This is a genomic window from Pseudomonas sp. A014, from assembly GCF_052378495.1.
Lineage (GTDB): Bacteria > Pseudomonadota > Gammaproteobacteria > Pseudomonadales > Pseudomonadaceae > Aquipseudomonas > Aquipseudomonas machongensis.
On record NZ_CP199001.1, the window covers coordinates 4,238,906 to 4,264,833 of the forward strand.

General features: G+C 61.5%; 25 protein-coding genes and 5 tRNA genes. 11 read left to right on the top strand and 19 right to left on the bottom strand.

Annotated elements, in window-relative coordinates; genetic code table 11:
- Positions 1–59 precede the first annotated feature (59 nt).
- The 7 genes from flgG to flgB form a co-directional block, all read right to left on the bottom strand.
- Positions 60–845 (bottom strand): flagellar basal-body rod protein FlgG, encoded by a 786-nt coding sequence (gene flgG / locus ACTYOL_RS19645; RefSeq protein ID WP_063545695.1) that lies wholly within the window; start codon positions 843–845, stop codon positions 60–62.
- A 48-nt stretch (positions 846–893) separates the two neighbouring features.
- Positions 894–1,634 (bottom strand): flagellar basal body rod protein FlgF, encoded by a 741-nt coding sequence (locus ACTYOL_RS19650; RefSeq protein WP_054891901.1) that lies wholly within the window; start codon positions 1,632–1,634, stop codon positions 894–896.
- 209 nt (positions 1,635–1,843) lie between these two features.
- Entirely contained in the window at positions 1,844–2,026 is a 183-nt protein-coding gene (locus ACTYOL_RS19655) for a hypothetical protein (RefSeq protein ID WP_054891902.1), read from the bottom strand.
- Positions 2,027–2,098: 72 nt separating this feature from the next.
- Positions 2,099–3,457: a flagellar hook protein FlgE gene (gene flgE, locus ACTYOL_RS19660; protein WP_063545696.1), complete on the bottom strand. Its 1,359-nt coding sequence runs from the start codon at positions 3,455–3,457 to the stop codon at positions 2,099–2,101.
- A gap of 30 nt (positions 3,458–3,487) precedes the next feature.
- On the bottom strand, positions 3,488–4,174 hold the full coding sequence (gene flgD, locus ACTYOL_RS19665; RefSeq protein ID WP_063545697.1) for a flagellar hook assembly protein FlgD: 687 nt from the start codon (positions 4,172–4,174) through the stop codon (positions 3,488–3,490).
- Between the two features lie 16 nt (positions 4,175–4,190).
- The gene (gene flgC, locus ACTYOL_RS19670; protein WP_054891905.1) at positions 4,191–4,634 is read right to left on the bottom strand and encodes a flagellar basal body rod protein FlgC; all 444 of its coding nucleotides are present in this window, start codon (positions 4,632–4,634) and stop codon (positions 4,191–4,193) included.
- Between the two features lie 2 nt (positions 4,635–4,636).
- The gene (gene flgB, locus ACTYOL_RS19675; RefSeq protein WP_054891906.1) at positions 4,637–5,044 is read right to left on the bottom strand and encodes a flagellar basal body rod protein FlgB; all 408 of its coding nucleotides are present in this window, start codon (positions 5,042–5,044) and stop codon (positions 4,637–4,639) included.
- Between the two features lie 341 nt (positions 5,045–5,385).
- On the opposite strand from flgB, the gene ACTYOL_RS19680 reads away from it, so the two are divergent.
- Complete coding sequence (locus ACTYOL_RS19680; RefSeq protein WP_444756955.1) at positions 5,386–7,995, top strand: autotransporter outer membrane beta-barrel domain-containing protein; 2,610 nt, start codon at positions 5,386–5,388, stop codon at positions 7,993–7,995.
- Between the two features lie 115 nt (positions 7,996–8,110).
- On the opposite strand, the gene cheR is transcribed toward ACTYOL_RS19680, so the two are convergent.
- Both cheR and ACTYOL_RS19690 read right to left on the bottom strand, forming a co-directional pair.
- Complete coding sequence (gene cheR / locus ACTYOL_RS19685) at positions 8,111–8,938, bottom strand: protein-glutamate O-methyltransferase CheR (RefSeq protein WP_054891907.1); 828 nt, start codon at positions 8,936–8,938, stop codon at positions 8,111–8,113.
- 49 nt (positions 8,939–8,987) lie between these two features.
- On the bottom strand, positions 8,988–9,917 hold the full coding sequence (locus tag ACTYOL_RS19690) for a chemotaxis protein CheV (protein WP_063545699.1): 930 nt from the start codon (positions 9,915–9,917) through the stop codon (positions 8,988–8,990).
- Positions 9,918–9,984: 67 nt separating this feature from the next.
- Between ACTYOL_RS19690 and flgA the strand changes: the two genes are divergently transcribed.
- The 4 genes from flgA to ACTYOL_RS19710 all read left to right on the top strand — a co-directional run bounded on the left by flgA (position 9,985) and on the right by ACTYOL_RS19710 (position 12,590).
- Positions 9,985–10,737: a flagellar basal body P-ring formation chaperone FlgA gene (gene flgA / locus ACTYOL_RS19695; protein ID WP_444756956.1), complete on the top strand. Its 753-nt coding sequence runs from the start codon at positions 9,985–9,987 to the stop codon at positions 10,735–10,737.
- A gap of 199 nt (positions 10,738–10,936) precedes the next feature.
- Complete coding sequence (gene flgM / locus ACTYOL_RS19700) at positions 10,937–11,251, top strand: flagellar biosynthesis anti-sigma factor FlgM (protein WP_153774601.1); 315 nt, start codon at positions 10,937–10,939, stop codon at positions 11,249–11,251.
- Between the two features lie 46 nt (positions 11,252–11,297).
- On the top strand, positions 11,298–11,765 hold the full coding sequence (locus ACTYOL_RS19705; protein WP_054891911.1) for a flagella synthesis protein FlgN: 468 nt from the start codon (positions 11,298–11,300) through the stop codon (positions 11,763–11,765).
- 81 nt (positions 11,766–11,846) lie between these two features.
- A complete protein-coding gene (locus tag ACTYOL_RS19710) occupies positions 11,847–12,590 on the top strand; it encodes a flagellar brake protein (protein WP_054891912.1) in 744 nt (247 codons plus the stop codon).
- Positions 12,591–12,678: 88 nt separating this feature from the next.
- Here the strand turns inward: ACTYOL_RS19710 and ACTYOL_RS19715 are convergent, their stop codons facing one another.
- From ACTYOL_RS19715 to bkdR, 3 genes are all read right to left on the bottom strand, one after another.
- The gene (locus ACTYOL_RS19715) at positions 12,679–14,019 is read right to left on the bottom strand and encodes an MFS transporter (protein WP_063545702.1); all 1,341 of its coding nucleotides are present in this window, start codon (positions 14,017–14,019) and stop codon (positions 12,679–12,681) included.
- A 126-nt stretch (positions 14,020–14,145) separates the two neighbouring features.
- Positions 14,146–15,387 carry a glutamine synthetase family protein gene (locus ACTYOL_RS19720; protein ID WP_200603933.1) on the bottom strand — a complete coding sequence of 414 codons (1,242 nt, stop codon included), beginning with the start codon at positions 15,385–15,387 and terminating at the stop codon, positions 14,146–14,148.
- A 193-nt stretch (positions 15,388–15,580) separates the two neighbouring features.
- The gene (gene bkdR, locus ACTYOL_RS19725; protein ID WP_054891915.1) at positions 15,581–16,066 is read right to left on the bottom strand and encodes a Bkd operon transcriptional regulator BkdR; all 486 of its coding nucleotides are present in this window, start codon (positions 16,064–16,066) and stop codon (positions 15,581–15,583) included.
- A 197-nt stretch (positions 16,067–16,263) separates the two neighbouring features.
- Here bkdR and ACTYOL_RS19730 point away from each other — a divergent pair, with 197 nt between their 5' ends.
- From ACTYOL_RS19730 to ACTYOL_RS19750, 5 genes are all read left to right on the top strand, one after another.
- Positions 16,264–17,496: a 3-methyl-2-oxobutanoate dehydrogenase (2-methylpropanoyl-transferring) subunit alpha gene (locus ACTYOL_RS19730; RefSeq protein WP_063545704.1), complete on the top strand. Its 1,233-nt coding sequence runs from the start codon at positions 16,264–16,266 to the stop codon at positions 17,494–17,496.
- A 1-nt stretch (position 17,497) separates the two neighbouring features.
- Complete coding sequence (locus tag ACTYOL_RS19735; protein ID WP_444756957.1) at positions 17,498–18,556, top strand: alpha-ketoacid dehydrogenase subunit beta; 1,059 nt, start codon at positions 17,498–17,500, stop codon at positions 18,554–18,556.
- Positions 18,557–19,825, top strand: coding sequence for a dihydrolipoamide acetyltransferase family protein (locus ACTYOL_RS19740; protein WP_197892951.1), 1,269 nt, complete (start codon positions 18,557–18,559; stop codon positions 19,823–19,825).
- 2 nt (positions 19,826–19,827) lie between these two features.
- The gene (gene lpdA / locus ACTYOL_RS19745; protein WP_197892949.1) at positions 19,828–21,207 is read left to right on the top strand and encodes a dihydrolipoyl dehydrogenase; all 1,380 of its coding nucleotides are present in this window, start codon (positions 19,828–19,830) and stop codon (positions 21,205–21,207) included.
- 231 nt (positions 21,208–21,438) lie between these two features.
- Positions 21,439–22,002, top strand: coding sequence for a hypothetical protein (locus tag ACTYOL_RS19750; RefSeq protein WP_232233596.1), 564 nt, complete (start codon positions 21,439–21,441; stop codon positions 22,000–22,002).
- Positions 22,003–22,134: 132 nt separating this feature from the next.
- Here ACTYOL_RS19750 and ACTYOL_RS19755 read toward each other — a convergent pair.
- Positions 22,135–22,206: transfer RNA gene (locus tag ACTYOL_RS19755), tRNA-Arg, on the bottom strand.
- A gap of 628 nt (positions 22,207–22,834) precedes the next feature.
- On the opposite strand from ACTYOL_RS19755, the gene ACTYOL_RS19760 reads away from it, so the two are divergent.
- Positions 22,835–23,161: an Arc family DNA-binding protein gene (locus ACTYOL_RS19760; protein WP_029613963.1), complete on the top strand. Its 327-nt coding sequence runs from the start codon at positions 22,835–22,837 to the stop codon at positions 23,159–23,161.
- A gap of 88 nt (positions 23,162–23,249) precedes the next feature.
- Here the strand turns inward: ACTYOL_RS19760 and mgtE are convergent, their stop codons facing one another.
- The 6 genes from mgtE to csrA form a co-directional block, all read right to left on the bottom strand.
- Positions 23,250–24,692 carry a magnesium transporter gene (mgtE, locus tag ACTYOL_RS19765; protein ID WP_054891920.1) on the bottom strand — a complete coding sequence of 481 codons (1,443 nt, stop codon included), beginning with the start codon at positions 24,690–24,692 and terminating at the stop codon, positions 23,250–23,252.
- Positions 24,693–25,056: 364 nt separating this feature from the next.
- Positions 25,057–25,133 (bottom strand) — tRNA-Arg (locus tag ACTYOL_RS19770).
- An 86-nt stretch (positions 25,134–25,219) separates the two neighbouring features.
- A tRNA-Arg gene (locus tag ACTYOL_RS19775) sits at positions 25,220–25,296 on the bottom strand.
- 72 nt (positions 25,297–25,368) lie between these two features.
- A tRNA-Arg gene (locus ACTYOL_RS19780) sits at positions 25,369–25,445 on the bottom strand.
- Between the two features lie 107 nt (positions 25,446–25,552).
- Positions 25,553–25,643: transfer RNA gene (locus ACTYOL_RS19785), tRNA-Ser, on the bottom strand.
- A gap of 72 nt (positions 25,644–25,715) precedes the next feature.
- Positions 25,716–25,904 (bottom strand): carbon storage regulator CsrA, encoded by a 189-nt coding sequence (csrA, locus tag ACTYOL_RS19790; protein ID WP_043209419.1) that lies wholly within the window; start codon positions 25,902–25,904, stop codon positions 25,716–25,718.
- Between the last annotated feature and the right edge of the window lie 24 nt (positions 25,905–25,928).

Genomic DNA, 25,928 nt, shown 5'->3' on the forward strand with positions numbered 1-25,928 from the left:
ACGCTTACCTCACGGTGTAACAGGCGCTGCAACAGCGGCCGGGTAGCTAGAGCCAGGACTTACAGTTGCTGGGTGACGAACGACAACATCTGGTCGGCGGTGGAGATGACCTTGGAGTTCATCTCGTAGGCGCGCTGGGTGGTGATCATGTTCACCAGCTCTTCGACGGTGCTGACGTTGGAGTTTTCCAGGGTCTGCTGCAGGGTGGTGCCGAAACCGTTCAGGCCCGGGGTACCGACCTGCGGCGCACCGCTGGCAGCGGTCTCGAAGAACAGGTTGTTGCCAATCGCCTGCAGGCCGGCCGGGTTGATGAAGTCCGCGGTCTGGATGTTGCCGATGATCTGCGCGGCCGGGTTGCCGGTGGTGGTGATCGACACGGTGCCGTCCTGGCCGACGGTGAAGGTCTGCGCCTCCGGTGGCACGACGATGGCAGGCTCCAGGGCGAAACCGTTGGCAGTCACGACCTGGCCATCGGAGTTCAGGTGGAAGGTGCCGTCACGGGTGTAGGAGACAGTGCCGTCGGGCTGCAGGACCTGGAAGAAACCACGACCATTGACCGCGAGATCCAGCGGGTTTTCGGTGGTCTGCAGGCTGCCGGTCTGGAAGTTCTTCTGGGTGCCGACGATGCGCACACCGGTACCGACCTGCAGGCCCGAAGGCAGCTCGCTATCCTGGGTCGACTGGGCACCAGGCTGGCGCTTGGTCTGGTACAACAGGTCCTGGAACTCGGCACGGTCACGCTTGAAACCAGTGGTCGAGACGTTGGCCAGGTTGTTGGAGATGACCGTCAGGTTGGTGTCCTGTGCGGACAGGCCGGTTTTAGCGACCCAGAGAGCCGGAAGCATTTAGTGTTCTCCTCGTGCGCCTGTTTTACGGCACTCGTTCAAAAGTGATTAGCTGATTTGCAAAACCCGAGCCATGGCTTCGTCGCCCTGCTCGGCTGTTTTCATCATCTTGACGTGCAGCTCGAACTGGCGAGACAGGGCCAGCACCGAGGTCATCTCTTCGACGGCATTGACGTTGCTGCCTTCGAGGAAGCCCGACACCACGCGGACATTGACGTCCGCATCGGCCGGCTGGCCGCTGTTGGTGTGGATCAGGCCGTCGAGGCCTTTGCTGATGCTCTTGATGTCGGGGTTGACCAGCTTGATCCGATCGACCTCGGCCATGACGCGCGGGTCTTCGCCCATGGCGCGGATGCTGATGGTGCCATCGTCACCGACCTCGACCTTCTGCTCGGGCGGAATGGCGATCGGGCCACCATTGCCGATCACCGGCATGCCATTGCCGGCGCGCAACACGCCGAGGGCGTCGATGTTCAGGCTGCCGGTGCGTACGTAGGCTTCGCTGCCATCCGGGGCCTGCACGGCGATGAAGCCATTGCCACTGACCGCCACGTCCAGCTCGCGACCAGTCTCGATCATCGGGCCTGCGGTAAAGTCGGTGGCAGGCCGCTCGCTCATGGCGAAGGCACGCGCCGGAAAGCTGTCGCCGAACACCGGCATCGAGCGCGCCTGCTCCAGGTCACGCTGAAAACCAGTGGTGGAAACGTTCGCCAGGTTGTTGGCGTGGGCCTTCTGTGCCACCGCATTCTGGGCGGCGCCGGTCATGGCCACGTAAAGCATCTTGTCCACAGTCATCCTCCGCTGCACTGGCGATCGATTGCCGCTCACCGTTGCTGTGCAGGCTGTAAAGCAAGTTCCGAACCAACTTTCTCCAAGGCAAGAAAAAGCCCGTGAATACGGGCCTTTAGCGAATTTCATCGAGGGTGCAACGTCGGTTATCCGGCGCTGCTTTGCCGCTGGCGGCAAGGGGGTGCCAAAGTTCAGCAATAGCAGTGTTGCTAGTCGCGACACCCGCCATTGTTGTAAGGCCCGGCAAATCGCTTCCAGCCCTCCCCCGGCGACCACTGCGAACACACCAGTCGCCCATCCACCTGACTTTCCCAACGCCACCACGGCGCGGTACCGGCCTGGGCCTGGAGCAGACACAGCGCCGCAAGCAGCGCGACAGCCAACTTTTTCATGATCCCTCCTGCAAAAACGACGAACCCCTTCACGGGAAAGGGGTTCATCCAGACACGCTCAGCCAGCGACCATCAGGTCATCTGGATGATGGTCTGCATGATGGTGCTCTCGGTGGAGATGGTCTTGGCGTTGGCCTGGTAGTTGCTCTGCGCCTTGATCAGCTCGACCAGCTCCTGGGTCAGGTTGACGTTGGACGCTTCCAGCGAGTTGGACTCGACCGAACCGAGGGTGCCGGTCTTCGGCGCATCGATGCCCGGAATACCCGAGGAGAAGGTTTCCTTCCAACGAGTACCGCCAATCTGCTGCAGGCCCTGGTCGTTGGCGAAGCTGGCAATCGCAACCTGGCCGATGGCGCGAGACTGCTGGTTGCTGAAGCTTGCGAACATCACCCCGGTGGAGTCGATCGACAGGCTCGACAGGATGCCAGTGGCATAGCCGTCCTGGTTCTGCGACATGCGCGCGGTCTCGGTGTTGTACGAGGTGGTGCTGTTCATGGCCAGGCGCATGCCGTCGGCATTGCCATCCGAACCGTTGGCCGCCCAGTTGCCTGCGGCATCCTTCGCGGCCGGGATCCAGCCCTTGAGGCTGAAGGTGTTGTTGGTCACGCTCCAGTTGGCCGCCGGCACCGTGGTGTTGTCGGTGGTCATGGCCTTGATGCTGCCGTCGGAGTTGAAGGTCATGGTGCCGGTCAGCGGCGTGGTGCTGCCCGGGTTCAGCGGGTTGCGACCATCGACCAGGGTGTACATGGTCCACTCGTTGGTGCCGGTCTTGCGGTAGAACTGCTCCATGGTGTGCTCGTTACCCTGGCTGTCGTACACCTTGGTCGGGAAGGACTTGGTGTAGGTCGACTGGTCGGCCGGGTCGAACGGCTTGTTCGGCACCATCACCGGCGGGGTCGCGCCGTTGGACACTTCCAGCGGGATGGTGTCGGCGGAGGAGTTCAGGTTGATGCCCTGGTCGATCAGGGTGGTGGCCTTGGGGGCCAGCGCCGAGGTATCGATCTTCAGGTTGGTGAGGATGCCCTTCTGGATCTTGCCGGTGCTGTCGGCGGCATAACCTTGCAGGTTCAGGCCATCGGAGGTGACCACGTTGTTGTCCTTGTCGGTGCGGAAGGCACCGGCACGGGTGTAGGTCAGCGAGCCGTTGTCGGAGAGGACGAAGTAGCCCTGGCCCTGGATGCCCATGTCCAGCACGTTGCCGGTGTTGTTCACGTCACCCTGGGTGAACTGCTGCGACACCGCCGCCAGGCGCACACCGTTACCGACCTGGTTCTGGCCCACGCCCAGGCGGTTGGCACCGGCGTAGACGTCGGCGAACTCGGCACGCGACGACTTGAAACCTGTGGTATTGACGTTGGCGATGTTGTTGCCGGTAACGTCGAGTTGCTTGTTGGCTGCGTAGAGACCGCTAAGGCCGATATTGAAAGACATGCTTTGCTCCTTCTGCCGAACAGGCCGGCCTTAGATTCCGATGGTTTGTACTTTGGAGATGCCGACCTTGCCGATACCCGCCAGGTTGAGCATCATCTCGCCGCCAGTGCCGCCCACGGTGACACTGGTGACGGTGGCTGGCAGCAGCGTGTACATCTCCTGAGCCTTGCCATCGACGGTGGTCGTCGCGGTAAAGGTGTAATTGCCCGCCGCAACCTTCTCGCCCTTGTCGTTGGTGCCATCCCAGATGAAGTCGGCAGTGCCCTTCTTCTGTTCGCCCAACTGGATGGTCTTGACGACGTTGCCATCCTTGTCCTTGATCGTGACCTTGCCGCTCTCGATGTTCTGCGGCACCACGACCTGACCATTGAAGCTCTTGGTCGGATCGACCAACGCCTTGTCGTTCTGCACGATCACCGAGCGACCGACCAGCGACGACGCCTGCAGTGCCTGAGACGAACCCAGCGAACCGGTAATGGCATTGACCGACTCGTTGAGGGTCTGGATACCCTCCAGGCTGCTGAACTGCGCCAGCTGGGCAACGAACTCACCGTTGTCCTGCGGGTCGAGCGGGTTCTGGTGCTGCATCTGGGTGACCAGCAACTGCAGGAAGGCATCCTTGCCGAGCGCGTTCTTGTCGGTCGGCTCGCTGGTTGGCTTCTTGGTGCCGTTGCTAACACCAGAATTGGCGAGCACATCATTGATATTGACTGCCATGCGTTGCGCTCCTCAATCACTGACCCAGGGTCAGCACCTTCTGCATCATGGTCTTGGCGGTGTTCATCAGTTCGGCGTTGGTCTGGAACGCACGGCTGGCGGAGATCATGTCAGCCATTTCCTCGACCACGTTGACGTTCGGGTAGTAGACGTAGCCGTCCTTGTTCGCCGCCGGGTGATTGGGCTCGTAGCGGGCTTCCAGATTGCTCTGGTCCTCGATGATCCCCTTGACCTGCACCCCCTGGCCGGCCTGGCCCTGGTCGTCGAACAGCGACTGGCCGGCACCGTTCTGGGCCTGCTCGAAGGTGGTGGCGAACACCGGGTGGCGCGCGCGGTAGGTCTGATCGATGCTCGAGGAGACGGTCTCGGCGTTGGCGATGTTCGAGGCGACGGTGTTAAGGCGCGTGTTCTGCGCGCTCATGCCGCTACCGGCGATGTTGAAGACACTGGCAAGGGACATGGTCACTCTCCACGCAGGGCCGATACCAGCCCTTTGAATTTACTGTTGAGCAAGGTGAAGCTGGCCTGGAAGTCGATGGCGTTCTGCGCATAGTTCGACTGTTCGATCTGGGCATCGACGGTGTTCTGATCGATCGACGGCTGCATCGGCGTGCGGTACTTGAGGCTGTCGTCGGCCATGGCCAGGCCTTCGGCCTCGATGTGATGGCCGTTGGTGCGGGTCAGCGAGATACGCCCGTTGCTTTGTTTGTCTGCCTCGGCGGCAAGCACCGAGGAGAAGTCCATGTCACGCGACTTGTAGTTGGGCGTGTCGGCGTTGGCGATGTTGTTGGCCAGCACCTCGGCGCGCTGGGCGCGGAAGCCCAGTGCCTTTTCATGGATGCCGAGGGCCTTGTCGAAGCTGATGCTCATGTCGGGGAACCTTCGAAGGTTGACCAGCGTTGCGTTGGCCAAGCTATAGCAAGGCCTGTGCCAACAGGCGCAACCCCAGTAATACCGGGCATCGGCTGTATCAGTGAGCAGCGGCAATGCCAGAAAAGCGGCAAAGTGCTTCCGCTTGGTGGCGGGTGAGCGGCAATTGCAGAGCGGCAAAAGCGGCAATCCAAAAAATTGACGTCAACAGACCAGTGTTATTTTGCCATCACTACGAGTAGCATTCGCGACCGCGCAGAAATGTGGCATGAGGCCACTAGTTACGGTTTCAGGCACAGCATGGATGCGCACTGTCCCCATTGCCTTCCAAGGAAGAAACCGTGTCCCCGCTGACCTATCGCAAGACCCTGCTGGCCCTGGCAATTGCCGCCTGCGCCCTGCCTGCCCACGGCCAGACCGTCCAGCTTACCGATGCCGGCTTCACCTCAAGCCACCAGAGCTACGCGAACGGGCTCGAGTTCGGCGGCAGCTTCACCAATATTTCCCGCAGTGCGGTCGTGCTCGACGACGCCACCGTACAGGGCGGCTTGACCTTCAACAGCCCGATCAACGACAACGACCGCACCTCCGTGGACATGGTCAATCGCAGCGATGCCCTCACCCTGCGCAACAGCCAGGTGACCGGCGACCTGGTGAACCAGGCCTTCGTCAGGAGCACCAGCCTCGATGGCAATGCGCTGAAAATCAGCAATACCACGCTCGATGGCAACCTGATCAACCAGGGCACGCTCCAGGCCGGCACCGGCATCGGCATCATCAACCGACGAGAGGCCTACGGCATCAACCTGGCCAGCGCCACCGGTCAATCGACGCTGATCAAGGGCGACGTGGTCAATGCCCAGAATGCCAAGATCCGCGCCTATGGCTACAACGCGATCACTCTCAACCTCGCCGGTGCCACCGTGCAGGGCAAGATCATCAACCGCGGCGCCATCGAAAGCAGCGGCCCCAATGCCATCAGCGTCAACGCCACTTCGCGCGGCGGCGCCACCGGCATGCCAACCCGCCTGGACAGCATCGAAAACCACGGCAATATCGTCGCCAGCGACACCAATAGCCAGGCCATCGCGCTCGACGGTGCAACCCTGACCACCAGCCTCGGGCGACACATCGACAACCGTGGCTCGATCTACGCCCTGAGCGGCACCGGCATTCGCATCGGCGATGTCGCATATGACGCCCCCGGCCAGCAACCCTGGTATCGCGACCACGGCGACCTGAACATCTTCAACAGCGGCATCATCATGGCCCAGGTGGCCATCGACGCCAGCCACAGCAATCGGCCGGTCGAACTCATCCTGCGCGAGGGCAGCCAGATCACCGGCATGCTGGACGGGCTGAGCAACATCGAGATCGAAGGTGACAGCGAGTTCCAGGCCCACTACCTGCCCCACAGCACCCCGGACATCCGCCTCAAGCCTGGTGGCTGGATCGAAGTCGGCAACCTGAGCGACGACACCCGTGCAACCTTGTCACTGACCGCGGCCCGCACCGTGATCGACGGCAACCTGTCGATCGCCGGCAACTCGGCGCTGGGCCTGGAGCTGTCCAGCGAAACCGACCCGAGCGTGGCGGTACTCAAGGTCAGCGGCACCAGCAAGTTCGAACAAGGCTCGCGCATCGCCCTGCACGCCGACGAAGAGGACTTCCAGCCGTCCGGATCGCGCTACCTGCTGGTCGAGGCCGGCCAGGTACAGCTGGTGGACACCGCAGGCCACGACCTTGACCCCAACGGCATCCAGGTCACCAGCACCTCGGCACTGCTGCGCGTGCAGAGCAGCGCGGTGGAAGACAACAAGATCTACGCACAAGTCACGACCAAGCCGGTCGACGAGATCACCGAAATCGTCAAGGAAGGCGGCGGCAACGGCAATGCCCAGGGCGCGATCGGTAACGCCATCAACAATGGCCTCCTGGCTCAACTGCCCAAAGGTGACCCGCTGCTGGCCTACGCCGCCACCGCAGACCAGGCCCAGGTCGCGAGACTGGCCCGCCAGCTGACCCCGGAAGTCAACGGCGGCGCCCGCCATGCGGCCACCGGAAGCCAGCGCATGATCGGCAACGCCATCAGCAGCCGTGCCAGCAGCCTGCGTGGCGCCTCTTCGGGCGAAGGCTTCAGCCAGGCCGGCGTGTGGATTCAATCGCTGTACAGCGACGCCACCCAGAACAACCGTGACGGCGTGGCCGGTTACAACGCCTACAGTCGCGGCATTGCCGTCGGTGCCGATGGCAAGCTCAACGACCAGCTCACCCTGGGCCTGGCGTACAGCTTCCTGGACACCGACGTCAACGGCAGCAGTGGCAACAAGACTTCGGTAGAGAGCCATGCCTTCACCCTGTACAGCGCCTACACCCTGGGCAACTACTTCGTCGACGCCAGCCTGACCTACGGCCTGGGCGACAACGAAGGCAAGCGCGAGATCGCTGATACCCGAGCCAAGGCCGATTACGACAGCGACCAGCTGGCCGTGAACCTGGTCGGTGGCTACACCTGGCACATCAACCCGCAACTGCTGGTCGAGCCGCGTGTGGCCGCGCGCTACAGCCGTGTCGACATCGATGGCTATCGCGAGAAAGGCTCGTCCGCCGCGCTCAAGGTCGAAGATGAACGCTACGAAGCGCTCGAACTCGGCGCAGGTGTGCGGGTGGCGGGCAGCTATGCCATTGGCGTCGGGACCCTGGAGCCGCAGTTCAAGCTGATGGGCTACCACGACTTTGCCGCCGACCAGACCAACAGCACCTCGACCTTCCTGCTTGGCAACACGCCATTCGTGACCCGCGGCGCGAGTGCCGTGCGCAACAGCTACGAGGCGGGCATTGGAGCCGACTACAAGCTGGGTGCGGTAACCCTTGGGCTCAATTACGACTACGTGGGCAAGTCGGGCTTCAATGCCGATGTGTTCTCGGCGAAGATACGGTACGACTTCTGATCGCAACCTCCAACGATCCTGACCTTGCCGCCTGAAGACAAAGGCACAGGCAAGGTCTTGTGTTCGCAGTCCCGAAAACGAAAAGGCCGGTATCTCTCGATACCGGCCTTTTCATTCACTTGGCCTGATAGATGATCCCCGGACTGCACTGAACCATCTGGTAATGATCCGGCAAGCCATTGAGCGCCTCCGAAGCCCCCAGGAACAGATACCCCCCTGGCTTGAGCGTCGCATGGATACGCATGAGGATGTCTTTCTTCACCTGCGCGGAGAAGTAGATCAACACATTGCGGCAGAACACGATGTCGAACTTGCCCAGCGCCGCATAGCTGTCGAGCAGGTTGAAAGAGCGAAACTCCACCCGACTGCGAATCGCCGGCTTCACCGCCCAGCGCCCCGGCCCTTTCGGGTCGAAGTAGCGCTGCAGGCGCTCCTGCGACAAGCCACGGGCAATCGCCAGGCTATCGTACTCACCGGTCTTGCAGTTATTGAGCATGGCGCCGGAAAGATCAGTAGCGACGATCTGCGCCCCCATCTTCAACTGGCCCAGGTTGCTGCGCTCGAACTCATCGATGGCCATCGAGATCGAATACGGCTCCTGCCCCGACGAGCAGGCCGCCGACCACATGCGCAGGCGCTGACCGGGGTTGCTGCGGATGAACTCGGGAATCACCTTGTTCTTCAGTACTTCGAACGGATAGGTGTCGCGAAACCACAGGGTCTCGTTGGTGGTCATGGCATCGACCACCTGCTCGCGCAGGCCACTGCGGGGCTGGGTCTGGATGCGCTGCACCAGCTCACCCAAGCTCTTGATGCCCTGTTGCTCCATCAGCTTGTTGAGACGGCTGGACACCAGATACTGCTTATTTTCGCCCAGCAGGATGCCACAGGCTTTCTCCAGGAATACCCGGAACTGTTCGAAATCCAAATTACCCGTAGACAATGCTGCCGCCTCTTTTCAATCACTTGCGCCGGGGCTTGCCCCAGCCGTTTCAATGCGTTGCCTTGATCCGATCGACTACGCGCTGGGCCAGGTCGTCCGGCTTGAACTTGGCCAGAAAGTCGTCAGCGCCAACCTTCTTGACCATCGCCTGGTTGAACACGCCCGATAGCGAAGTATGCAGGACGATGTGCAATTTTTGCATGCGCGGATCGTTACGAATCTCGGCGGTGAGGGTATAGCCGTCCATTTCCGGCATTTCAATGTCGGAGATCATCATCAGGAACTCTTCTTCCGGCCGCTTGCCCTCATCCACCAGCTTGCGCAGGTAGTCCAGCGCCTGGCGGCCGTCGTTGAGCGCCACCACCTCCACGCCCACGGTCTGCAGGCAACGGCTGACCTGCTTGCGCGCCACCGACGAATCGTCGACGGTCAGTACCCGCAGCAACACGGCCTTGTCCTGCACCTCGGCATCGACCACGCCGGCGGAGACCGACTCCGAGGACGGCGCCACTTCCGCAAGCACCTTCTCGACATCGACGATCTCGACCATGCGGTTATCTACCCGGGTGACCGCCGTCAGGTAGTGATCACGCCCGGTACCCTTGGGTGGTGGGTGGATCTCTTCCCAGTTCATGTTGACGATGCGCTCGACCGAATGCACCAGGAAACCCTGGGTCTTGGTGTTGTACTCGGTAATGATCACGAAACTGTTGCGGGTCTCTTCTTTCAGGCCCGGCAGCCCCGTCGCCATCGACAGGTCGAGGATGGGGATGGTCGCCCCACGAATGTTCGCCACACCGCGCACCACCGGATGGGACTTGGGCAACAGTGTCAGCTCCGGGCACTGCAGCACTTCCCGGACCTTGAACACGTTGATGCCGTAGAGTTGATCGCCATTGAGACGGAACAACAGCAGCTCGAGGCGATTCTGTCCAACCAGTTGCGTGCGCTGGTTGACCGAATCCATAACGCCAGCCATGCCAGACTCCTTCTATTTTTCTGCTCGCTTGCCAACAAGTCGGCACGGGCTTTGCTTTTTTGAGCGTATGTATACGAAAACGACATTTTTCCGACGACTGACGCGCCTGCTGGCCATCCCCCTGGCCATTGCATGCCTGATCGCATCCGGCGCCCGCACGCTGGCGGATTCGTTTACCTTGCCTGAACAGCTTATCGGTGTCACCCAAGGGTTTCTTGAATTCACCGTCGAAGACTACATGACGCGCACCCAGACCGTGGGGCGTTATGACATCCAGGTCAACAATCTTGACCCACGCCTGCGTATGCCGGTGTGCAGCCAGCAACTGGACGCCTCGCTGGAAAGCCCGGCACAGCCGCTTGGGCGAGTGACGGTGCGGGTACGTTGCGACGGTACTTCGCCCTGGACAGTGTTCGTGCCGGCACAGGTCAAGCTGTTTCGCGACGTGGTGGTCATGACCCGCCCGCTCAAGCGCGAAAGCGTGATCGGTGAAGGTGACGCGGCCCTGCGCGAGCGTGACGTCAGCACCCTGGGCCAGGGCTTTCTGAGCGAACTCGACCAGGCCGTGGGCATGAAACTGCTGCGCCCGACCGTCCTCGACCAGGTCCTGACGCTGCAGCAACTGGAACAGGCGGATGTGATTCGCAAGGGCGACCACGTGGTGATCACCGCCCGCAGTGGCGGCCTGAGCGTACGCATGCCAGGCGAAGCCCTGAGCAAAGGCGGCCTGACCGAACAGATCCGCGTGCGTAATCTCAACTCCCAGCGCGTGGTCAAGGCCACGGTGGTCGGGCCGGGCCAGGTCGAAGTGGCGATGTAGAAAGAAGCCGCCGGCGGATCCTCGCCGACGAAATATTGCAGGGCCCCGGGACTGGCGGCGATGAACCGCTTTTCCTAAACTGTGTCAGAAATCGGGATACGCGGGTTTGCTGACGGACGGCAAAACATTTGTGCCTAAAGTTTGTTTCGGGTTAGCCGAAACAAAGGCAAGCGTCCTATTTACCCAGAGGTTTCTGATCATGGTCATCGACTTCAGTCGTTTGAATAACTCTCCGTCCATAACGGGCGGCGTTCGCGGCAATGCCACATCGGGCAACACCGAAAAAACCGGTGCTGCCAGCGATGCAGGCAAGCCTGCCAGCGTCAGCGGAGAAGCGGTACACCTCAGTCAAGAGGCCCAGCAGTTGCAGAAGATCAGCGACAAGCTGCGCGATCAACCAGCAGTCGACAGCGCCCGTGTGGCCCAGTTGAAGCAGGCGATCGCAGACGGCAGCTACCAGGTCGATGCCGGCCGGGTCGCCAGCAAACTGCTTGATTTCGAAGCGCAGCGCTAACCTTACGGTGCGCTGACTTCCAGGACGCCAGAGCCAAGAGCCAGCCATGCACGACACCACACTGCTGCAACTGATCGAAGACGACATCGCGCCGACCCAGGAACTGCTCGACCTGCTCCAGAAGGAAACGGTCGCCCTGCACGGTCGGGACATGCAGGTGCTGGAGACCATCCTCGCCCGCAAGCAATCGCTGATCGTCTTGCTCGAGCAGCAGGGCATGCGGCGCAATCACCTGCTCAACGGGCTCGGCCTCAGCGCCGACCGGGCAGGTGTGCAGGCCGTTGCTGCACAATCGCCCAACGGCGAGATCATCCTGCAGCAACTCGATGTGCTGACCCAGTTGATGGACACCTGCCAGAAGGTCAACGAGACCAACGGCCGGGTCATCCAGGTGCAACAGCACGCCACGGCCAACCAGATCAGAATCCTCAACGGCGGCGACTCTCCGTCGCTGTACGATAGCCGTGGCACCACCTCCCCCATGGACAAGCCCCGGGCGATCAGCCAGGTGTGATTATTCCTATTCAAGGCACGGAACATACTGGCAAAATGCCGTTACTTGCGTGTGTCGTTTTTGCCTGGAGATTGATTACCCGTGTTCAATGAGTCCGATGCTCCTCAGCCACCAAAAGTGCTGACCACTCCTCTGGAGATTTCGGCGAACCTGCGCCAGCTGATGGACAGCCACGATCCGCTGATCATCAGCTTCCATGAGCGCAGCCAGCGCTTCCAGAGTTACGTGGTACAGGTGGACCGGGACGCCAACGTTCTGGCACTGGACGAAATGATCCCGCGTGATGGCGAGAAATTCATCGAGAACGGCGAACCCTTCCGTGTCGAAGGTTTCCACGATGGCGTACGCATTGCCTGGGAGTGCGATACTCCGCTGACCATCGGCGAAGTCGATGGCCACCGCTGCTACCGCGGCCCGCTCCCCACCGAAATGACCTACCACCAGCGCCGCAATGCGTTCCGCGCAGCGCTGAAACTGTCGCAACTGGTCGACATCATCCTCGACGGCACCCACCTCAAAGGCAACGGCGCGCTGCGCGGCAAGCTGCTCGACGTGTCCGCCACCGGCTGCAAGCTGCGCTTCGACGGCAATGTCGAAGACCGCCTGCAACTGGGCCAGGTGTACGAGCGCTTCAAGGCGGCCAATCCCTTGGGCCTGACCGACGTCATGGTGGAATTGCGCCACCTGCACTTCGAAGAGCGGATCAACACCACCTTCGCCGGCGTTCGCTTCCACAACCTGAATGGGCAAAGCCAGCGCAAGATCGAGAGCTTCGTGTATCAGTTGCAGCGCGAAGCACGGCGGTTCGACAAGGACGACTACTGATCGTCCAGCTCAAATGAAAAACGCCACCGATCGGTGGCGTTTTCGTTCTGGTCCGTGGGGCCCCGCGACAGGGCCGGCACAGCCTGCGTCAAACCGACTTGTCTGCCTCGGCCTGCGGCGCCTTGGCAGCTGTGTCCTTCTCTTCCTCGGCCTCGGTATCCTCCGCCGCCACCGGCGCCTGCATCACGTCCTGCACGGTCTGCTCGTCGACCCGCGGGTCGAGCGCAGCCGACAGAGGCGAACCTGCCGCCGGCATAGCCACGTGGCCCAGCGGTGCATCCTGCACCTGGTGCAGCCCGGTGACCGCCTTCGGCCGAATACGCCACACCAGCACCAGGGCAAAGAAGGTGAAGAAGGCATAGAGCATCTGTGCGCCCAACGCCTTCATCAGAACGCCCGCCACCAGCGGACCGATGCTCGCACCCACGCCATAGGTGACCAGCAGCATCGCCGTCAGCGATACCCGTCGCTCGCTTTCCACGTGGTCATTGGAGAACGCCACGGCCAATGGGTAGAGGCAGAATTGCAGCAACGAAACGATGAAGCCTGCCGCGAACAACAACTCCAGCGGCACACTGGGCAACAGCGCCAGCGGCAGCGAAACCACCGCCAGGCCGATCGATACACTGCGGATCAGCACTGCCCGATCGTAACGATCCGACAGCCAGCCCAGAGGCCATTGCACGAGAAGCCCGGCAAAAATACAGCAACCCATGAACAGACCGACCTGCTCGGTGCTCAGCCCCTGGCGCGCCGCATACAGAGGGGCCAGACCATAGAAGGAACCGACGATCAGGCCCGCGCCAAGCACAGTACTCAACGACTGCGGTACCCGCTTGATGAAGAACTTCGGCTCCATCGGCGCCGGCCGCAGCGGCGCCGGGTGAATGCGCCGGGTCATCGCCACCGGCACCAGGCACAGGGCGAAGCACATGGCGACCAGCATCAGCAGCTCAGGCCCCAGTGCCGGATGCACCACCAGGATCAACTGACCCAGCACCAACCCGAGGTAGGACGCGATCATGTAGCCGCTGAATACCGCACCGCGCTGCTTGGCATCGGCCTGTTCGTTGAGCCAGCTCTCGATGACCATGTACTGGCACATCATGCCCAGGCCCACGATCATCCGCAGGCCGATCCAGGCGGGCACGAAGTTGGTCATCCCATGCCCGAGCACCGCCGCGCCGACAATGCCGGCACAGGTGGCATACGCACGAATATGCCCGACCCGGGCGATCAATCGGTGACCGACCTTGCCGCCCACTGCCAGGCCGAAATAGTTGGCCGCCATCAGCGCACCGACCCAGAGGCTGTCGACATGGTCGGCAGCCAGGCGCAACGCCAGGTAGGTACTCAACAGGCCTGAGCCGATCAGCATCATCAGGGCGGCAAAGTACAACGAGCGAAATGACTTCCAGATCTGGCGCATGCGTCCCCGCGGGCTCCTTGGGCAGGTGTGGTGCTGCTGGCAAGCATAAGGGCAATTTCCCGGACGCGGGCCCCTGGCAATGAAAAAAAGCCAGGAGCGGCGCGCCGGGCAAAGCTTCTGTCGCGATCAGGCCTGCGCGGCCAGCACCCTACGCTCCCACGGCGTGATCTCATTGAAGAAATCCGTCAATTCCAGGGTCTTGGTGGCGACGTAGCCTTCGATGAACTCCTCGCCAAACAGTTCCCGCGCCAACGTGCTGCGACGCAAGCGCTCGATCCCCGCGTGCAGCGTGCAGGGCAGACTCAGGTGCTCGGGCACCACGAACTCGCCCTGGATCGCCGGCGTGGGCTGCAGCTTGTGGTCGATACCATGCAGCCCGGCCGCGAGACTTGCGGCGATCGCCAGGTAAGGGTTGGTGTCGGCGCCAGGCAGGCGGTTTTCCACACGTCGCGCCACCGGCGAACTGGCCGGGATGCGCAGGCCGGCAGCGCGATTATCCTCTGACCAGCAAGCATTGTTCGGCGATGCGTACGGGTGGCACAGACGCTGGTAGGAATTGACGTTGGGCGCGAACAGCGCGGTGAAGTCGGCCATGCACGCCTGCAAGCCGCCGATGAAATGATGGAAGGTGTCGGTTGCCCTGCCCTCTTCGTCACTGAACACGTTACGGCCGGTGCCGATCTCCACCAGGCTCTGGTGGATGTGCATCGAACTGCCAGGGGTATGCGCCAGCGGCTTGGCCATGCAGACCACGGTCAAACCGTGCTTTAGCGCAACCTCCTTGAGCAGGTGCTTGAACAGGAAGGTCTGGTCGGCCAGCAACAGCGGATCACCGTGCAACAGGTTGATCTCGAACTGACTGACGCCCATCTCGTGCATGAAGGTGTCACGTGGCAAGCCCAGTGCTGCCATGCACCGGTAGACCTCGCTGAAGAACGGGCGCAGGCCATTGTTGGAGCTGACGCTGAAGGCCGAATGGCCCAGCTCGCGACGCCCGTCCCTGCCCAGCGGTGGCTGGAACGGCTGGCCCGGATCACTGTTCGGGGCGAACACGAAGAATTCCAGTTCGGTGGCCACCACCGGCGCAAGCCCCAGCGCCGCATAACGGGCGATCACCGCCTTGAGCAGGCCACGGGTCGAAAGCCCCGAGGGCGTACCATCGAGCTCGACCGCATCGCAGATGGCCAGTGCCCGAGGGCTGTCGCTCCAAGGCAGGACATGGGTTTGCCCAGGGTCGGCGACCAGCGCCAGGTCGCCATCATCGCTGCCGTAGAACTTCGCCGGCGGGTAGCCGCCCATGATGCATTGCAGCAGCACGCCACGCGCCATCTGCAGGCGCCGGCCTTCGAGAAAGCCTTCGCCGGTCATTACCTTGCCGCGCGGGACACCGTTGAGGTCGGGGGTGACGCATTCGATTTCGTCGATGCCGGTCAGGCGCTCGGTCGTCATGACGCTGGTCCTTGTTGTTGTAGGCATGCCGCGAACGGCGACAGCCACAACATAGGCCGGGGGTGTTTAAAATATCAAGCACCCTGTAGAGCGATAGGGCCTGAACTGACAACTACTCGCGCAAGGTCATGCCATTGGCCGGTAACGGCAACGCGGTCTTGTAGCGCACCTGCTTCAGCGCAAAGCTGGAGCGGATATTCGCCACCCCCGGCAGCCGCGTCAGGTAATCGAGAAAGCGCTCCAGCGCCTGGATGCTCGGCAACAGCACGCGCAGCAGGTAATCCGGATCGCCCGTCATCAGGTAGCACTCCATCACCTCGGGTCGCTCGGCGATCTCCTCCTCGAAGCGATGCAATGACTGCTCCACCTGCTTCTCCAGGCTGACATGGATGAACACGTTGACATCCAGGCCCAGCACTTCGGGCGACAGCAAGGTCACTTGCTGGCGGATGACCCCCAGCTCCTCCATCGCCTTGACCCGGTTGAAACAGGGAGTCGGCGAGAGGTTCACCGAGCGCGCAAGCTCTGCGTTGGTGATTCGGGCGTTCTCCTGGAGACTGTTGAGAATGCCGATATCTGTGCGATCGAGTTTACGCATGAGGAAAATTCACCTGATTCTTGTGTTTATTCAGAATGTTTATCTGCGCCACGCGATAAAGGCAATGAACTTGAGAGAAAAATTCTTCGGCCCAGCCTCTAAGATGTAAATGACGCTGACCTACCAGTCACAAGCCAGTAGGCAGCGGCGGCCGCTTCAGAGCTCACAAAAACAACATTCGAGCGAGCGTAAAAAGCATGAACGAGTACGCCCCCCTGCGTTTGCATGTGCCCGAGCCCACAGGCCGGCCAGGCTGCCAGACCGATTTCTCCTACCTGCGTCTGAACGATGCCGGTCAAGTCCGTAAACCACCTATCGACGTAGAGCCCGCCGACACTGCGGACCTCTCCTACAGCCTTGTGCGTGTGCTCGACGAGCACGGCAATGCTGTCGGCCCCTGGGCCGAGGGCATCGACCCGCAGGTGCTGCGCCAGGGCATGCGCGCCATGCTCAAGACGCGCATCTTCGACAGCCGCATGGTGGTCGCCCAGCGCCAGAAGAAGATGTCCTTCTACATGCAGAGCCTGGGCGAGGAAGCCATCGGCAGCGGTCAGGCATTGGCCCTGAACCGCACCGACATGTGCTTCCCCACCTATCGCCAGCAGAGCATCCTGATGGCCCGCGACGTGTCGCTGGTGGAAATGATCTGCCAGCTGCTGTCCAACACCCGCGACCCGCTCAAGGGCCGCCAACTGCCGATCATGTACTCGGTGCGCGAGGCGGGCTTCTTCACCATCAGTGGCAACCTGGCGACCCAGTTCGTGCAGGCGGTCGGCTGGGCCATGGCGTCGGCGATCAAGGGTGACACCAAGATCGCCTCGGCCTGGATCGGTGACGGCGCCACTGCCGAATCCGACTTCCACACTGCCCTGACCTTCGCCCACGTCTACCGCGCCCCGGTGATCCTCAACGTGGTCAACAACCAGTGGGCGATCTCCACCTTCCAGGCCATCGCCGGTGGCGAGTCGACCACCTTCGCCGGCCGCGGCGTGGGCTGCGGCATCGCCTCGCTGCGGGTCGACGGCAACGACTTCATCGCGGTGTACGCCGCCTCGCGCTGGGCCGCCGAACGTGCCCGCCGTGGCCTGGGCCCGACGCTGATCGAATGGGTCACCTACCGCGCCGGCCCGCACTCCACCTCGGATGATCCATCCAAATACCGCCCTGCCGACGACTGGAGCCACTTCCCGCTGGGCGATCCGATCCTGCGCCTCAAGCAGCACCTGATCAAGGCCGGCCACTGGTCCGAAGAAGAGCACCAGGCCGTCAGTGCCGAGCTCGAAGCCGAGGTGATCAAGGCACAGAAGGACGCCGAACAGTTCGGCACCCTCGCCAATGGCCATATCCCCAGCGCCGCCTCGATGTTCGAGGACGTGTACAAGGAAATGCCCGATCACCTGCGCCGGCAACGCCAGGAACTGGGGGTTTGAAATGAACGATCACAACAACTGCATCAACCCGGAAACCGCCATGGCCACCACTACCATGACCATGATCCAGGCCCTGCGCTCAGCCATGGATGTCATGCTCGAGCGCGACGACGACGTGGTGGTCTACGGCCAGGACGTCGGCTATTTCGGCGGCGTGTTCCGCTGCACCGAAGGCCTGCAGACCAAGTACGGCAAGTCGCGGGTATTCGATGCACCGATCTCCGAGAGCGGCATCGTCGGCACCGCCGTGGGCATGGGCGCCTATGGCCTGCGCCCGGTGGTGGAAATCCAGTTCGCCGACTACTTCTACCCCGCCTCCGACCAGATCGTCTCGGAGATGGCTCGCCTGCGCTATCGTTCGGCCGGCGAATTCATCTCGCCGCTGACCCTGCGCATGCCCTGCGGCGGCGGGATCTACGGCGGCCAGACCCACAGCCAGAGCCCCGAAGCGATGTTCACCCAGGTCTGCGGCCTGCGTACGGTGATGCCATCCAACCCCTATGACGCCAAGGGCCTGCTGATCGCCTCGATCGAGTGCGACGACCCGGTGATCTTCCTCGAGCCCAAGCGCCTGTACAACGGCCCGTTCGACGGGCACCACGACCGCCCGGTAACCCCCTGGTCGAAGCACCCGCACAGTGCCGTGCCGGACGGCTACTACAAGGTGCCGCTGGACAAGGCGGCGATCACCCGCCCCGGCAACGATGTCACCGTACTGACCTACGGCACCACGGTCTACGTGGCCCAAGTGGCCGCCGAGGAGAGTGGCGTCGACGCCGAAGTCATCGACCTGCGCAGCCTCTGGCCGCTGGACCTGGAAACCATCGTCGCCTCGGTGAAGAAGACCGGGCGTTGCGTGGTGGTCCACGAGGCCACCCGTACCTGCGGCTTTGGCGCCGAGCTGGTTTCGCTGGTCCAGGAGCATTGTTTCCATCACCTCGAAGCGCCGATCGAGCGCGTCACCGGCTGGGACACCCCCTACCCCCACGCACAGGAATGGGCCTACTTCCCAGGTCCTTCGCGGGTAGGTGCGGCATTGAAACGGGTCATGGAGGTCTGAATGGGCACGCACGTCATCAAGATGCCGGATATCGGTGAAGGCATCGCGCAGGTCGAGCTGGTGGAATGGTTCGTCAAGGTCGGCGATGTGATCGCAGAAGACCAGGTGGTGGCCGATGTCATGACCGATAAGGCCACGGTAGAAATTCCTTCGCCGGTCAGCGGCAAGGTCTTGGCCCTGGGTGGCCAGCCCGGTGAGGTCATGGCGGTCGGCAGCGAGCTGATCCGTATCGAAGTCGAAGGCAGCGGCAACCACATCGACGCACCGCAGGCCAAGCCGGCCGAGGCGCACGCCGCGCCAGCGCCAGCCCAGACGAAGATCGAGCCGCAGCCCGAAAACCGTCCGCAACCAGCGACGAGCCACGCCGCCGCGCCCATCGTCCCGCGCGAGGCGCATGAGAAACCGTTGGCTTCACCTGCCGTGCGCAAGCGTGCGCTGGATGCCGGCATCGAGCTGCGCTACGTGCACGGTAGCGGCCCGGCCGGGCGCATCCTGCACGAAGACCTCGACGCCTTCATCAGCAAGCCACAGACCGCCCTCGGCCAGGCGCCAGCTGGCTACGGCAAGCGCACCGACAGCGAGCAGGTGCCGGTGATCGGCCTGCGCCGCAAGATCGCCCAGCGCATGCAGGATGCCAAGCGCCGTGTCGCGCACTTCAGCTATGTCGAGGAAATCGACGTCACCCAGCTCGAAGCCCTGCGCCAGCAGCTCAACGCCAAGCATGGCGAAAGCCGTGGCAAGCTCACACTGCTGCCCTTCCTGGTGCGCGCCATGGTCGTCGCCCTGCGCGATTTCCCGCAGATCAACGCCACCTACGACGACGAGGCCCAGATCATCACCCGCCACGGCGCCGTACACGTGGGTATCGCCACCCAAGGTGACAATGGCCTCATGGTGCCAGTACTGCGTCACGCCGAAGCCGGCAGCCTGTGGAGCAACGCCAGCGAGATCGCCCGCGTGGCCCATGCCGCGCGCAGCAGCAAGGCCAGTCGGGAAGAGCTGTCCGGCTCGACCATCACCCTGACCAGCCTCGGCGCCCTGGGCGGTATCGTCAGCACGCCGGTGGTCAACACCCCCGAAGTGGCGATCGTCGGCGTCAACCGCATGGTCGAGCGCCCCGTGGTGATCGATGGCCAGATCGTGGTGCGCAAGATGATGAACCTGTCCAGCTCCTTCGACCATCGCGTGGTCGACGGGATGGACGCCGCCCTGTTCATCCAGGCCGTGCGCGGCCTGCTGGAACAGCCCGCCTGCCTGTTCGTGGAGTGAGCATGCAACAGATCCTCGATACCACCCTGCTGATTATCGGCGGGGGCCCCGGCGGCTACGTGGCCGCCATCCGCGCCGGGCAACTGGGCATTCCCACCGTGCTGGTCGAAGGGCAGGCACTGGGCGGCACTTGCCTGAACATCGGCTGCATTCCGTCCAAGGCGCTGATCCACGTGGCCGAGCAGTTCCACCAGACCAGCCGGTATGCTGACAGCTCGGCACTGGGTATCAGCGTCTCGACACCGCACCTGAACATTGCCCGCAGCGTCGAATGGAAGGACGGCATCGTCGACCGCCTCACCAGCGGTGTGGCTGCCTTGCTGAAGAAACATGGGGTGAAGGTGCTCCATGGCTGGGCGAAGATCCTCGACGGCAAGAACGTCGAGGTCGACGGCCAGCGCATACAGTGCGAACACCTGTTGTTGGCGACCGGCTCGAGCAGTGTCGAGTTGCCGATGCTGCCGCTGGGCGGGCCGGTGATTTCCTCTACCGAGGCCCTGGCACCGAAAAGCCTGCCGCAACACCTGGTGGTGGTTGGCGGCGGCTATATCGGCCTGGAGCTGGGCATCGCCTACCGCAAGCTCGGTGCTCGTGTGAGCGTGGTAGAGGCGCGTGATCGCATCCTGCCCACCTACGACGCCGAGCTGACCGCACCGGTGGCCGAGTCGCTGAAAAAACTCGGCATCGCACTGCACTTGGGACACAGCGTCGAAGGCTATGAACATGGCTGCCTGTCGGCACGCGACGGTGCAGGCCAACAGCTGCGCCTGGAAGCCGATCAGGTACTGGTCGCCGTTGGCCGTCGACCACGCACTCAGGGCTTCGGCCTGGAGAGCCTGGCGCTGAAGATGAACGGTGCGGCGATCGCCATCGACGAGCGCTGCCAGACCAGCATGCGCAACGTCTGGGCGATCGGCGACGTGGCCGGCGAACCGATGCTCGCACATCGGGCGATGGCCCAGGGCGAGATGGTCGCCGAACTTATCGCCGGCAAGACCCGCCGCTTCGAGCCCACCGCGATTGCTGCGGTGTGCTTCACCGATCCGGAAGTGGTGGTGGCTGGCAAGACGCCTGAGCAGGCCAGCGCCGAAGGCCTGGACTGCATCGTTGCGCAGTTCCCCTTCGCGGCCAACGGGCGAGCCATGAGCCTTGAGTCGAAAAGCGGGTTCGTGCGCGTGGTTGCACGTCGCGACAACCATCTGATCCTCGGTTGGCAAGCCGTCGGGGTGGCGGTTTCCGAACTGTCCACAGCCTTCGCCCAATCGTTGGAAATGGGCGCGCGGCTGGAAGACGTGGCCGGCACCATCCATGCCCACCCGACCTTGGGCGAGGCCGTGCAGGAAGCGGCATTGCGAGCTTTGGGGCATGCCTTGCATATCTGATCAGCACTGAAGCGGCGTTGGCCGTTTTGACCCGCAGCGCCTTGGGGTGCTGCGGGTCTTTTTTTGCAACAGCGGCTGTTGCCGATACCGGCAATGCGCTTCCTCCGATGGGCAATCCGCTGCCCAGGTGATACCTGCTGCTCGGCTACAACCCCCGCCAGGCTTGGCTTGAGCCAAATGGCACAGGTTTTGCCACTTGCAAAACGCGACTACCATCCAAGGAGGAAACACATGATGATCAGCCTCAACGGGCTGGGCTGGCAGACTGCATTGCAGCAGCCAAGCCGGGTCAACCATGACGCTGTGCAGGCCGATTTCATGCCGCAGCGTCAGGCAATGACCACCAGCAACACAGCAGCGCAGCAGAACAATCAAGGCAGTACCTCGCAGCAAGATGCCGAAGACGCTCGTCAGGAAGCTTTCGCCAAGCTCAAGGTGGCCCTGCAGAACCCTGACATTGGCGCACGTCAGCAGGCCAGTTCGTCGAAACCTGCAGCCAGCAATGCGCTGCAGGAGTTCCGCGACTACATGTCCAAGTCGCCAGCGGAAAAGATCAAGGAGAAGATCCTGCAGGAGCTCGGCATGACCGAGGAGGACTACAACGCCCTGCCTCCCGAGAAGAAACAGAAGATCGACGAGCAGATCGCCCAACGCATGAAGGAAGACGTCGAACTCAAGACCCAGGCCAAGCTGCAACAACAGGCTGAACGCGCAGCAGCCAACACGGCCGACGTGGCCCAGGGGAGTGAGGCCAGCAAGCAGCAGGAAGACAAGGAAAAGGCGCAGTCCGTCTGAGTGGCATGACCGCGATGGCCGGTGCAACGCTGGCCATTACGGCAGGCTGCTGCGCAGGCAAAAACGCCTGCAGCCGAATCATCGGATAGCAGTGGCAAGCGGGAGCGAGGGAAAGGCGAGAAAGGAAGGATGTGTCCCCTGCTGGAATCGAACCAGCATCTAGCCCTTAGGAGGGGCTTGTTCTATCCGTTGAACTAAGGGGACATCACGGCGCGCATTCTACGCAAATTCAGTGGGTTGGAGAAGCCACCCGACGCGGCGCAGGCTGTCGGCGGCGAGCATGGTAACCAGCGCTCGACCGTTTGTCATGCCCAATACTGGCATTTCCATGTAGTCCCTTTCCGCGATTTCTCAGCGCCTCCAAGCTGCGCGGCGATTCAATTGCATATTAATGGCATCGCCAGGGAATTTTTTGCGCAGGCGCGGTCAAAACGTCAACGTCGGGCGCTTCGGCCTGATGGGGAACGCTTGCGTCATGTTGCATAGCCACTATGCTCAAGGATAGGGAAATCTTGCGGGTTTGATGATTTTCCCCAGGTCTTGTCGAACTTTACAAGATTTTGACAGCAAAGGCCTGACAACAGGGCGAGATGGGAAAGAGTAAAACTTTTCAAACCAGTACTCATTTCTGATAATTGGTACTGGCATAAAGCCTTTACCCGGATCACTATTTGTCACAGAATTGACGCCAAGGAAACGGCGACCATGAGGCAAGATGAGCATCCAAAATCACATCACGGTTGAACATTTTGTCGTCGCGACGGTCGAACCCACTACCGTGCGGCCAATTTGAGAACCGCTTCCCCTGAACCAGAACAACCGGTCAATTTATATGCGCCCAATGAAACAGGCTATCTACTCCAGCCGCACCGCTGACAAGTTCGTCGTCCGCCTGCCTGACGGGATGCGTGAGCGCATTGCCGAGGTAGCGCGCAACCATCACCGCAGCATGAACTCCGAGATCATCGCCCGCCTGGAGCAAAGTCTCATCCAGGAAGGTGCACTGGGCGACGAGCTGAGCATGCGCCTGGACAGCCCTGAGCTGTCCCTGCACGAACGCGAATTGCTGCAACGCTTCCGTCAACTTACCCACCGCCAGCAGAACGCGCTGGTCGCCCTCATCGCTCACGATGTGGAAATGGCTGCCGACGCCTCCTGAGGTTTCCAACGCCCACGAAAAAAGCCAGCGCAAGCTGGCTTTTTTCGTTTGAGCTGAATCAGCCCGCCCGGAGGGCTACCCCTGCCCGTCAGAGCAGGAACAGTGTCGCCAGACCGAGGAAGATGAAGAAGCCGCCACTGTCGGTTACGGCAGTGATCATCACGCTCGAACCCATCGCCGGGTCGCGCCCCAGGCGCACCAGTGTCATGGGGATCAATACCCCCATCAACGCCGCCAGCAGCAGGTTCAGGGTCATTGCCGCAGTCATCACCACACCCAGCGACCAACTGCCATAGAGCAGGAACGCCACTACCCCGATCACCCCGCCCCAGATCAGACCGTTGATCAGCGATACCGCCAGCTCCTTGCGCATCAGACGACGGGTGTTGCCTGGCGATACCTGGTCCAGCGCCATGGCGCGCACGATCATGGTGATGGTCTGGTTACCCGAGTTACCACCGATACCGGCGACGATAGGCATCAGCGCCGCAAGGGCTACCAGCTTTTCGATCGACCCTTCGAACAGTCCGATCACCCGCGAGGCAACGAACGCGGTGATCAGGTTGATGGCCAGCCATGCCCAGCGGTTGCGCAGCGAACGCCAGACCGAGGCGAAGATATCTTCTTCCTCGCGCAGGCCGGCCATGTTGAGCACTTCGCTTTCGCTCTCTTCACGAATCAGGTCAACCATCTCGTCGATGGTCAGACGGCCGATAAGGCGATTGCTCTTGTCGACCACCGGTGCAGAAACCAGGTCATAACGTTCGAATGCTTGCGCAGCATCGTAGGCATCTTCCTCGGGCGTGAAGCTGACAGGGTCGGTCGCCATGACCTCCGCCACCTTCTTGTCCGGGTCGTTGACCAGCAGACGCTTGATCGGCAGCACACCCTTCAGAATGCCGTCGTAATCGACCACGAACAGCTTGTCGGTGTGCCCCGGCAGCTCCTTGAGCCGACGCAGGTAACGCAGTACCACTTCCAGGCTGACGTCTTCGCGGATGGTGACCATCTCGAAGTCCATCAGCGCACCGACCTGCTCCTCGTCGTAGCTCAGGGCCGAACGCACGCGCTCACGCTGCTGGGCATCGAGGCTTTCCATCAGCTCATGGACAACGTCACGCGGCAGCTCAGGCGCCAGGTCAGCGAGTTCGTCTGCGTCCATTTCCTTTGCCGCAGCCAGCAGCTCGTGATCGTCCATGTCGGCGATCAACGTCTGACGTACGGCGTCGGAAACTTCGAGAAGGATGTCGCCGTCACGATCCGAGCGCACCAGCTGCCAGACCGTCAGACGATCTTCCAGGGGCAAGGCTTCGAGAATATAGGCGATGTCGGCGGGGTGCAGATCATCGAGCTTGCGCTGCAGCTCGACCAGGTTCTGGCGGTGGACGAGGTTTTCCACCAGGTCGTTGTGCTGACCTTCCTGACGATGAGTCAGGTCCTCAACGACGCGCTGGCGCTGCAGTAGCTCGATCACCTGGGCGAGGCGATCCTGCAGGCTCTCTTGGACTTTCTTTACTTCGACTTCGGTCATAGGCGAACTCCACTCCCAGCAGCGGAGCACGCCGGGAGAATCAATCGGTCAGATCTGGCTTGATAAAGCGGATTAAGGGGTAACTACTGGGTAAGTCCATGGTGGTATTCCACAAGCCCCGGCGGGGCTGACGGGCGCAATCATACACTGCTCAAGCTGTCTGATCGCTTAAATTTTTGGCTGGAACAATCGTTTGCGCGATAAAGCTGTGACAACGCTCGAAGCCAACAGTGCGACGGCGCACAACAGCGAAAAAGCACATCGATGTGCAGCAGGGGTTTATATGGAGTCTAGCCGCGTTGCACTGACAGATTCGTGAACGGCAGAAAAGAAAAAGCCCGCTACAGGAGCGGGCTTTTTGGTGTGGCGGACTCAGGAGGATTCGAACCTCCGACCGCTCGGTTCGTAGCCGAGTACTCTATCCAGCTGAGCTATGAGTCCGTGGTGGTAGTTTTAGACCAGATTACCACTGGTTTCGAAGCTTCTCTTCTTGAAGATTTCTCGACAAGCAAAGCCACTTCAGAAAGTGGCGGACTCAGGAGGATTCGAACCTCCGACCGCTCGGTTCGTAGCCGAGTACTCTATCCAGCTGAGCTATGAGTCCGTCGATGGTAGTTTTAGACCAGATTACCACTGGTGAAATGATGCGTCTTCCAAAGAAAACCGCCTCATTGTATGGCGGACTCAGGAGGATTCGAACCTCCGACCGCTCGGTTCGTAGCCGAGTACTCTATCCAGCTGAGCTATGAGTCCGTGTCTTGCCGCGCATTATAGTTCGCTAAACCGTTTTGCCAAGTACTTTTTCGTTTAATTTCAACGACTTAAGCATTTTGACCAGTTACAGCGCCCTACACGAAGAATGGCGGTGAAGGGGGGATTCGAACCCCCGATACCCTTATGAGGTATACTCCCTTAGCAGGGGAGCGCCTTCGGCCACTCGGCCACCTCACCGCAACACGGGGCGTATATTAACCAGACCCCTCCCCGTTTGCAAACCCTTTTTTGAAAAAAACTTCAAAAAAATTAAAGGGTTGGTTCTTCGTCCTTCTCTTTCTTGATCCGCAGGTAGATTTCCTCGCGGTGAACAGCCACTTCCTTAGGGGCACTCACACCGATTCGTACCTGGTTGCCTTTGACACCCAGGACCGTCACGGTGATCTCACCATCACCAATGATCAGGCTCTCGGCGCACCGACGAGTCAGAATCAACATAGCTTTCTCCTCACGCAGTTCATT

Bases quoted from the DNA above. Each gene is read 5' to 3' on its own strand.
- flgG (WP_063545695.1), bottom strand. From the start codon at position 845: ATGCTTCCGGCTCTCTGGGTCGCTAAAACCGGCCTGTCCGCACAGGAC.
- ACTYOL_RS19655 (WP_054891902.1), bottom strand. From the start codon at position 2,026: ATGAAAAAGTTGGCTGTCGCGCTGCTTGCGGCGCTGTGTCTGCTCCAG.
- flgE (WP_063545696.1), bottom strand. From the start codon at position 3,457: ATGTCTTTCAATATCGGCCTTAGCGGTCTCTACGCAGCCAACAAGCAA.
- flgD (WP_063545697.1), bottom strand. From the start codon at position 4,174: ATGGCAGTCAATATCAATGATGTGCTCGCCAATTCTGGTGTTAGCAAC.
- flgC (WP_054891905.1), bottom strand. From the start codon at position 4,634: ATGTCCCTTGCCAGTGTCTTCAACATCGCCGGTAGCGGCATGAGCGCG.
- flgB (WP_054891906.1), bottom strand. From the start codon at position 5,044: ATGAGCATCAGCTTCGACAAGGCCCTCGGCATCCATGAAAAGGCACTG.
- ACTYOL_RS19690 (WP_063545699.1), bottom strand. From the start codon at position 9,917: ATGGCTGGCGTTATGGATTCGGTCAACCAGCGCACGCAACTGGTTGGA.
- flgA (WP_444756956.1), top strand. From the start codon at position 9,985: ATGTATACGAAAACGACATTTTTCCGACGACTGACGCGCCTGCTGGCC.
- flgM (WP_153774601.1), top strand. From the start codon at position 10,937: ATGGTCATCGACTTCAGTCGTTTGAATAACTCTCCGTCCATAACGGGC.
- ACTYOL_RS19705 (WP_054891911.1), top strand. From the start codon at position 11,298: ATGCACGACACCACACTGCTGCAACTGATCGAAGACGACATCGCGCCG.
- ACTYOL_RS19715 (WP_063545702.1), bottom strand. From the start codon at position 14,019: ATGCGCCAGATCTGGAAGTCATTTCGCTCGTTGTACTTTGCCGCCCTG.
- ACTYOL_RS19720 (WP_200603933.1), bottom strand. From the start codon at position 15,387: ATGACCGGCGAAGGCTTTCTCGAAGGCCGGCGCCTGCAGATGGCGCGT.
- bkdR (WP_054891915.1), bottom strand. From the start codon at position 16,066: ATGCGTAAACTCGATCGCACAGATATCGGCATTCTCAACAGTCTCCAG.
- ACTYOL_RS19730 (WP_063545704.1), top strand. From the start codon at position 16,264: ATGAACGAGTACGCCCCCCTGCGTTTGCATGTGCCCGAGCCCACAGGC.
- ACTYOL_RS19735 (WP_444756957.1), top strand. From the start codon at position 17,498: ATGAACGATCACAACAACTGCATCAACCCGGAAACCGCCATGGCCACC.
- ACTYOL_RS19740 (WP_197892951.1), top strand. From the start codon at position 18,557: ATGGGCACGCACGTCATCAAGATGCCGGATATCGGTGAAGGCATCGCG.
- lpdA (WP_197892949.1), top strand. From the start codon at position 19,828: ATGCAACAGATCCTCGATACCACCCTGCTGATTATCGGCGGGGGCCCC.
- ACTYOL_RS19750 (WP_232233596.1), top strand. From the start codon at position 21,439: ATGATGATCAGCCTCAACGGGCTGGGCTGGCAGACTGCATTGCAGCAG.
- ACTYOL_RS19760 (WP_029613963.1), top strand. From the start codon at position 22,835: ATGCGCCCAATGAAACAGGCTATCTACTCCAGCCGCACCGCTGACAAG.
- mgtE (WP_054891920.1), bottom strand. From the start codon at position 24,692: ATGACCGAAGTCGAAGTAAAGAAAGTCCAAGAGAGCCTGCAGGATCGC.
- csrA (WP_043209419.1), bottom strand. From the start codon at position 25,904: ATGTTGATTCTGACTCGTCGGTGCGCCGAGAGCCTGATCATTGGTGAT.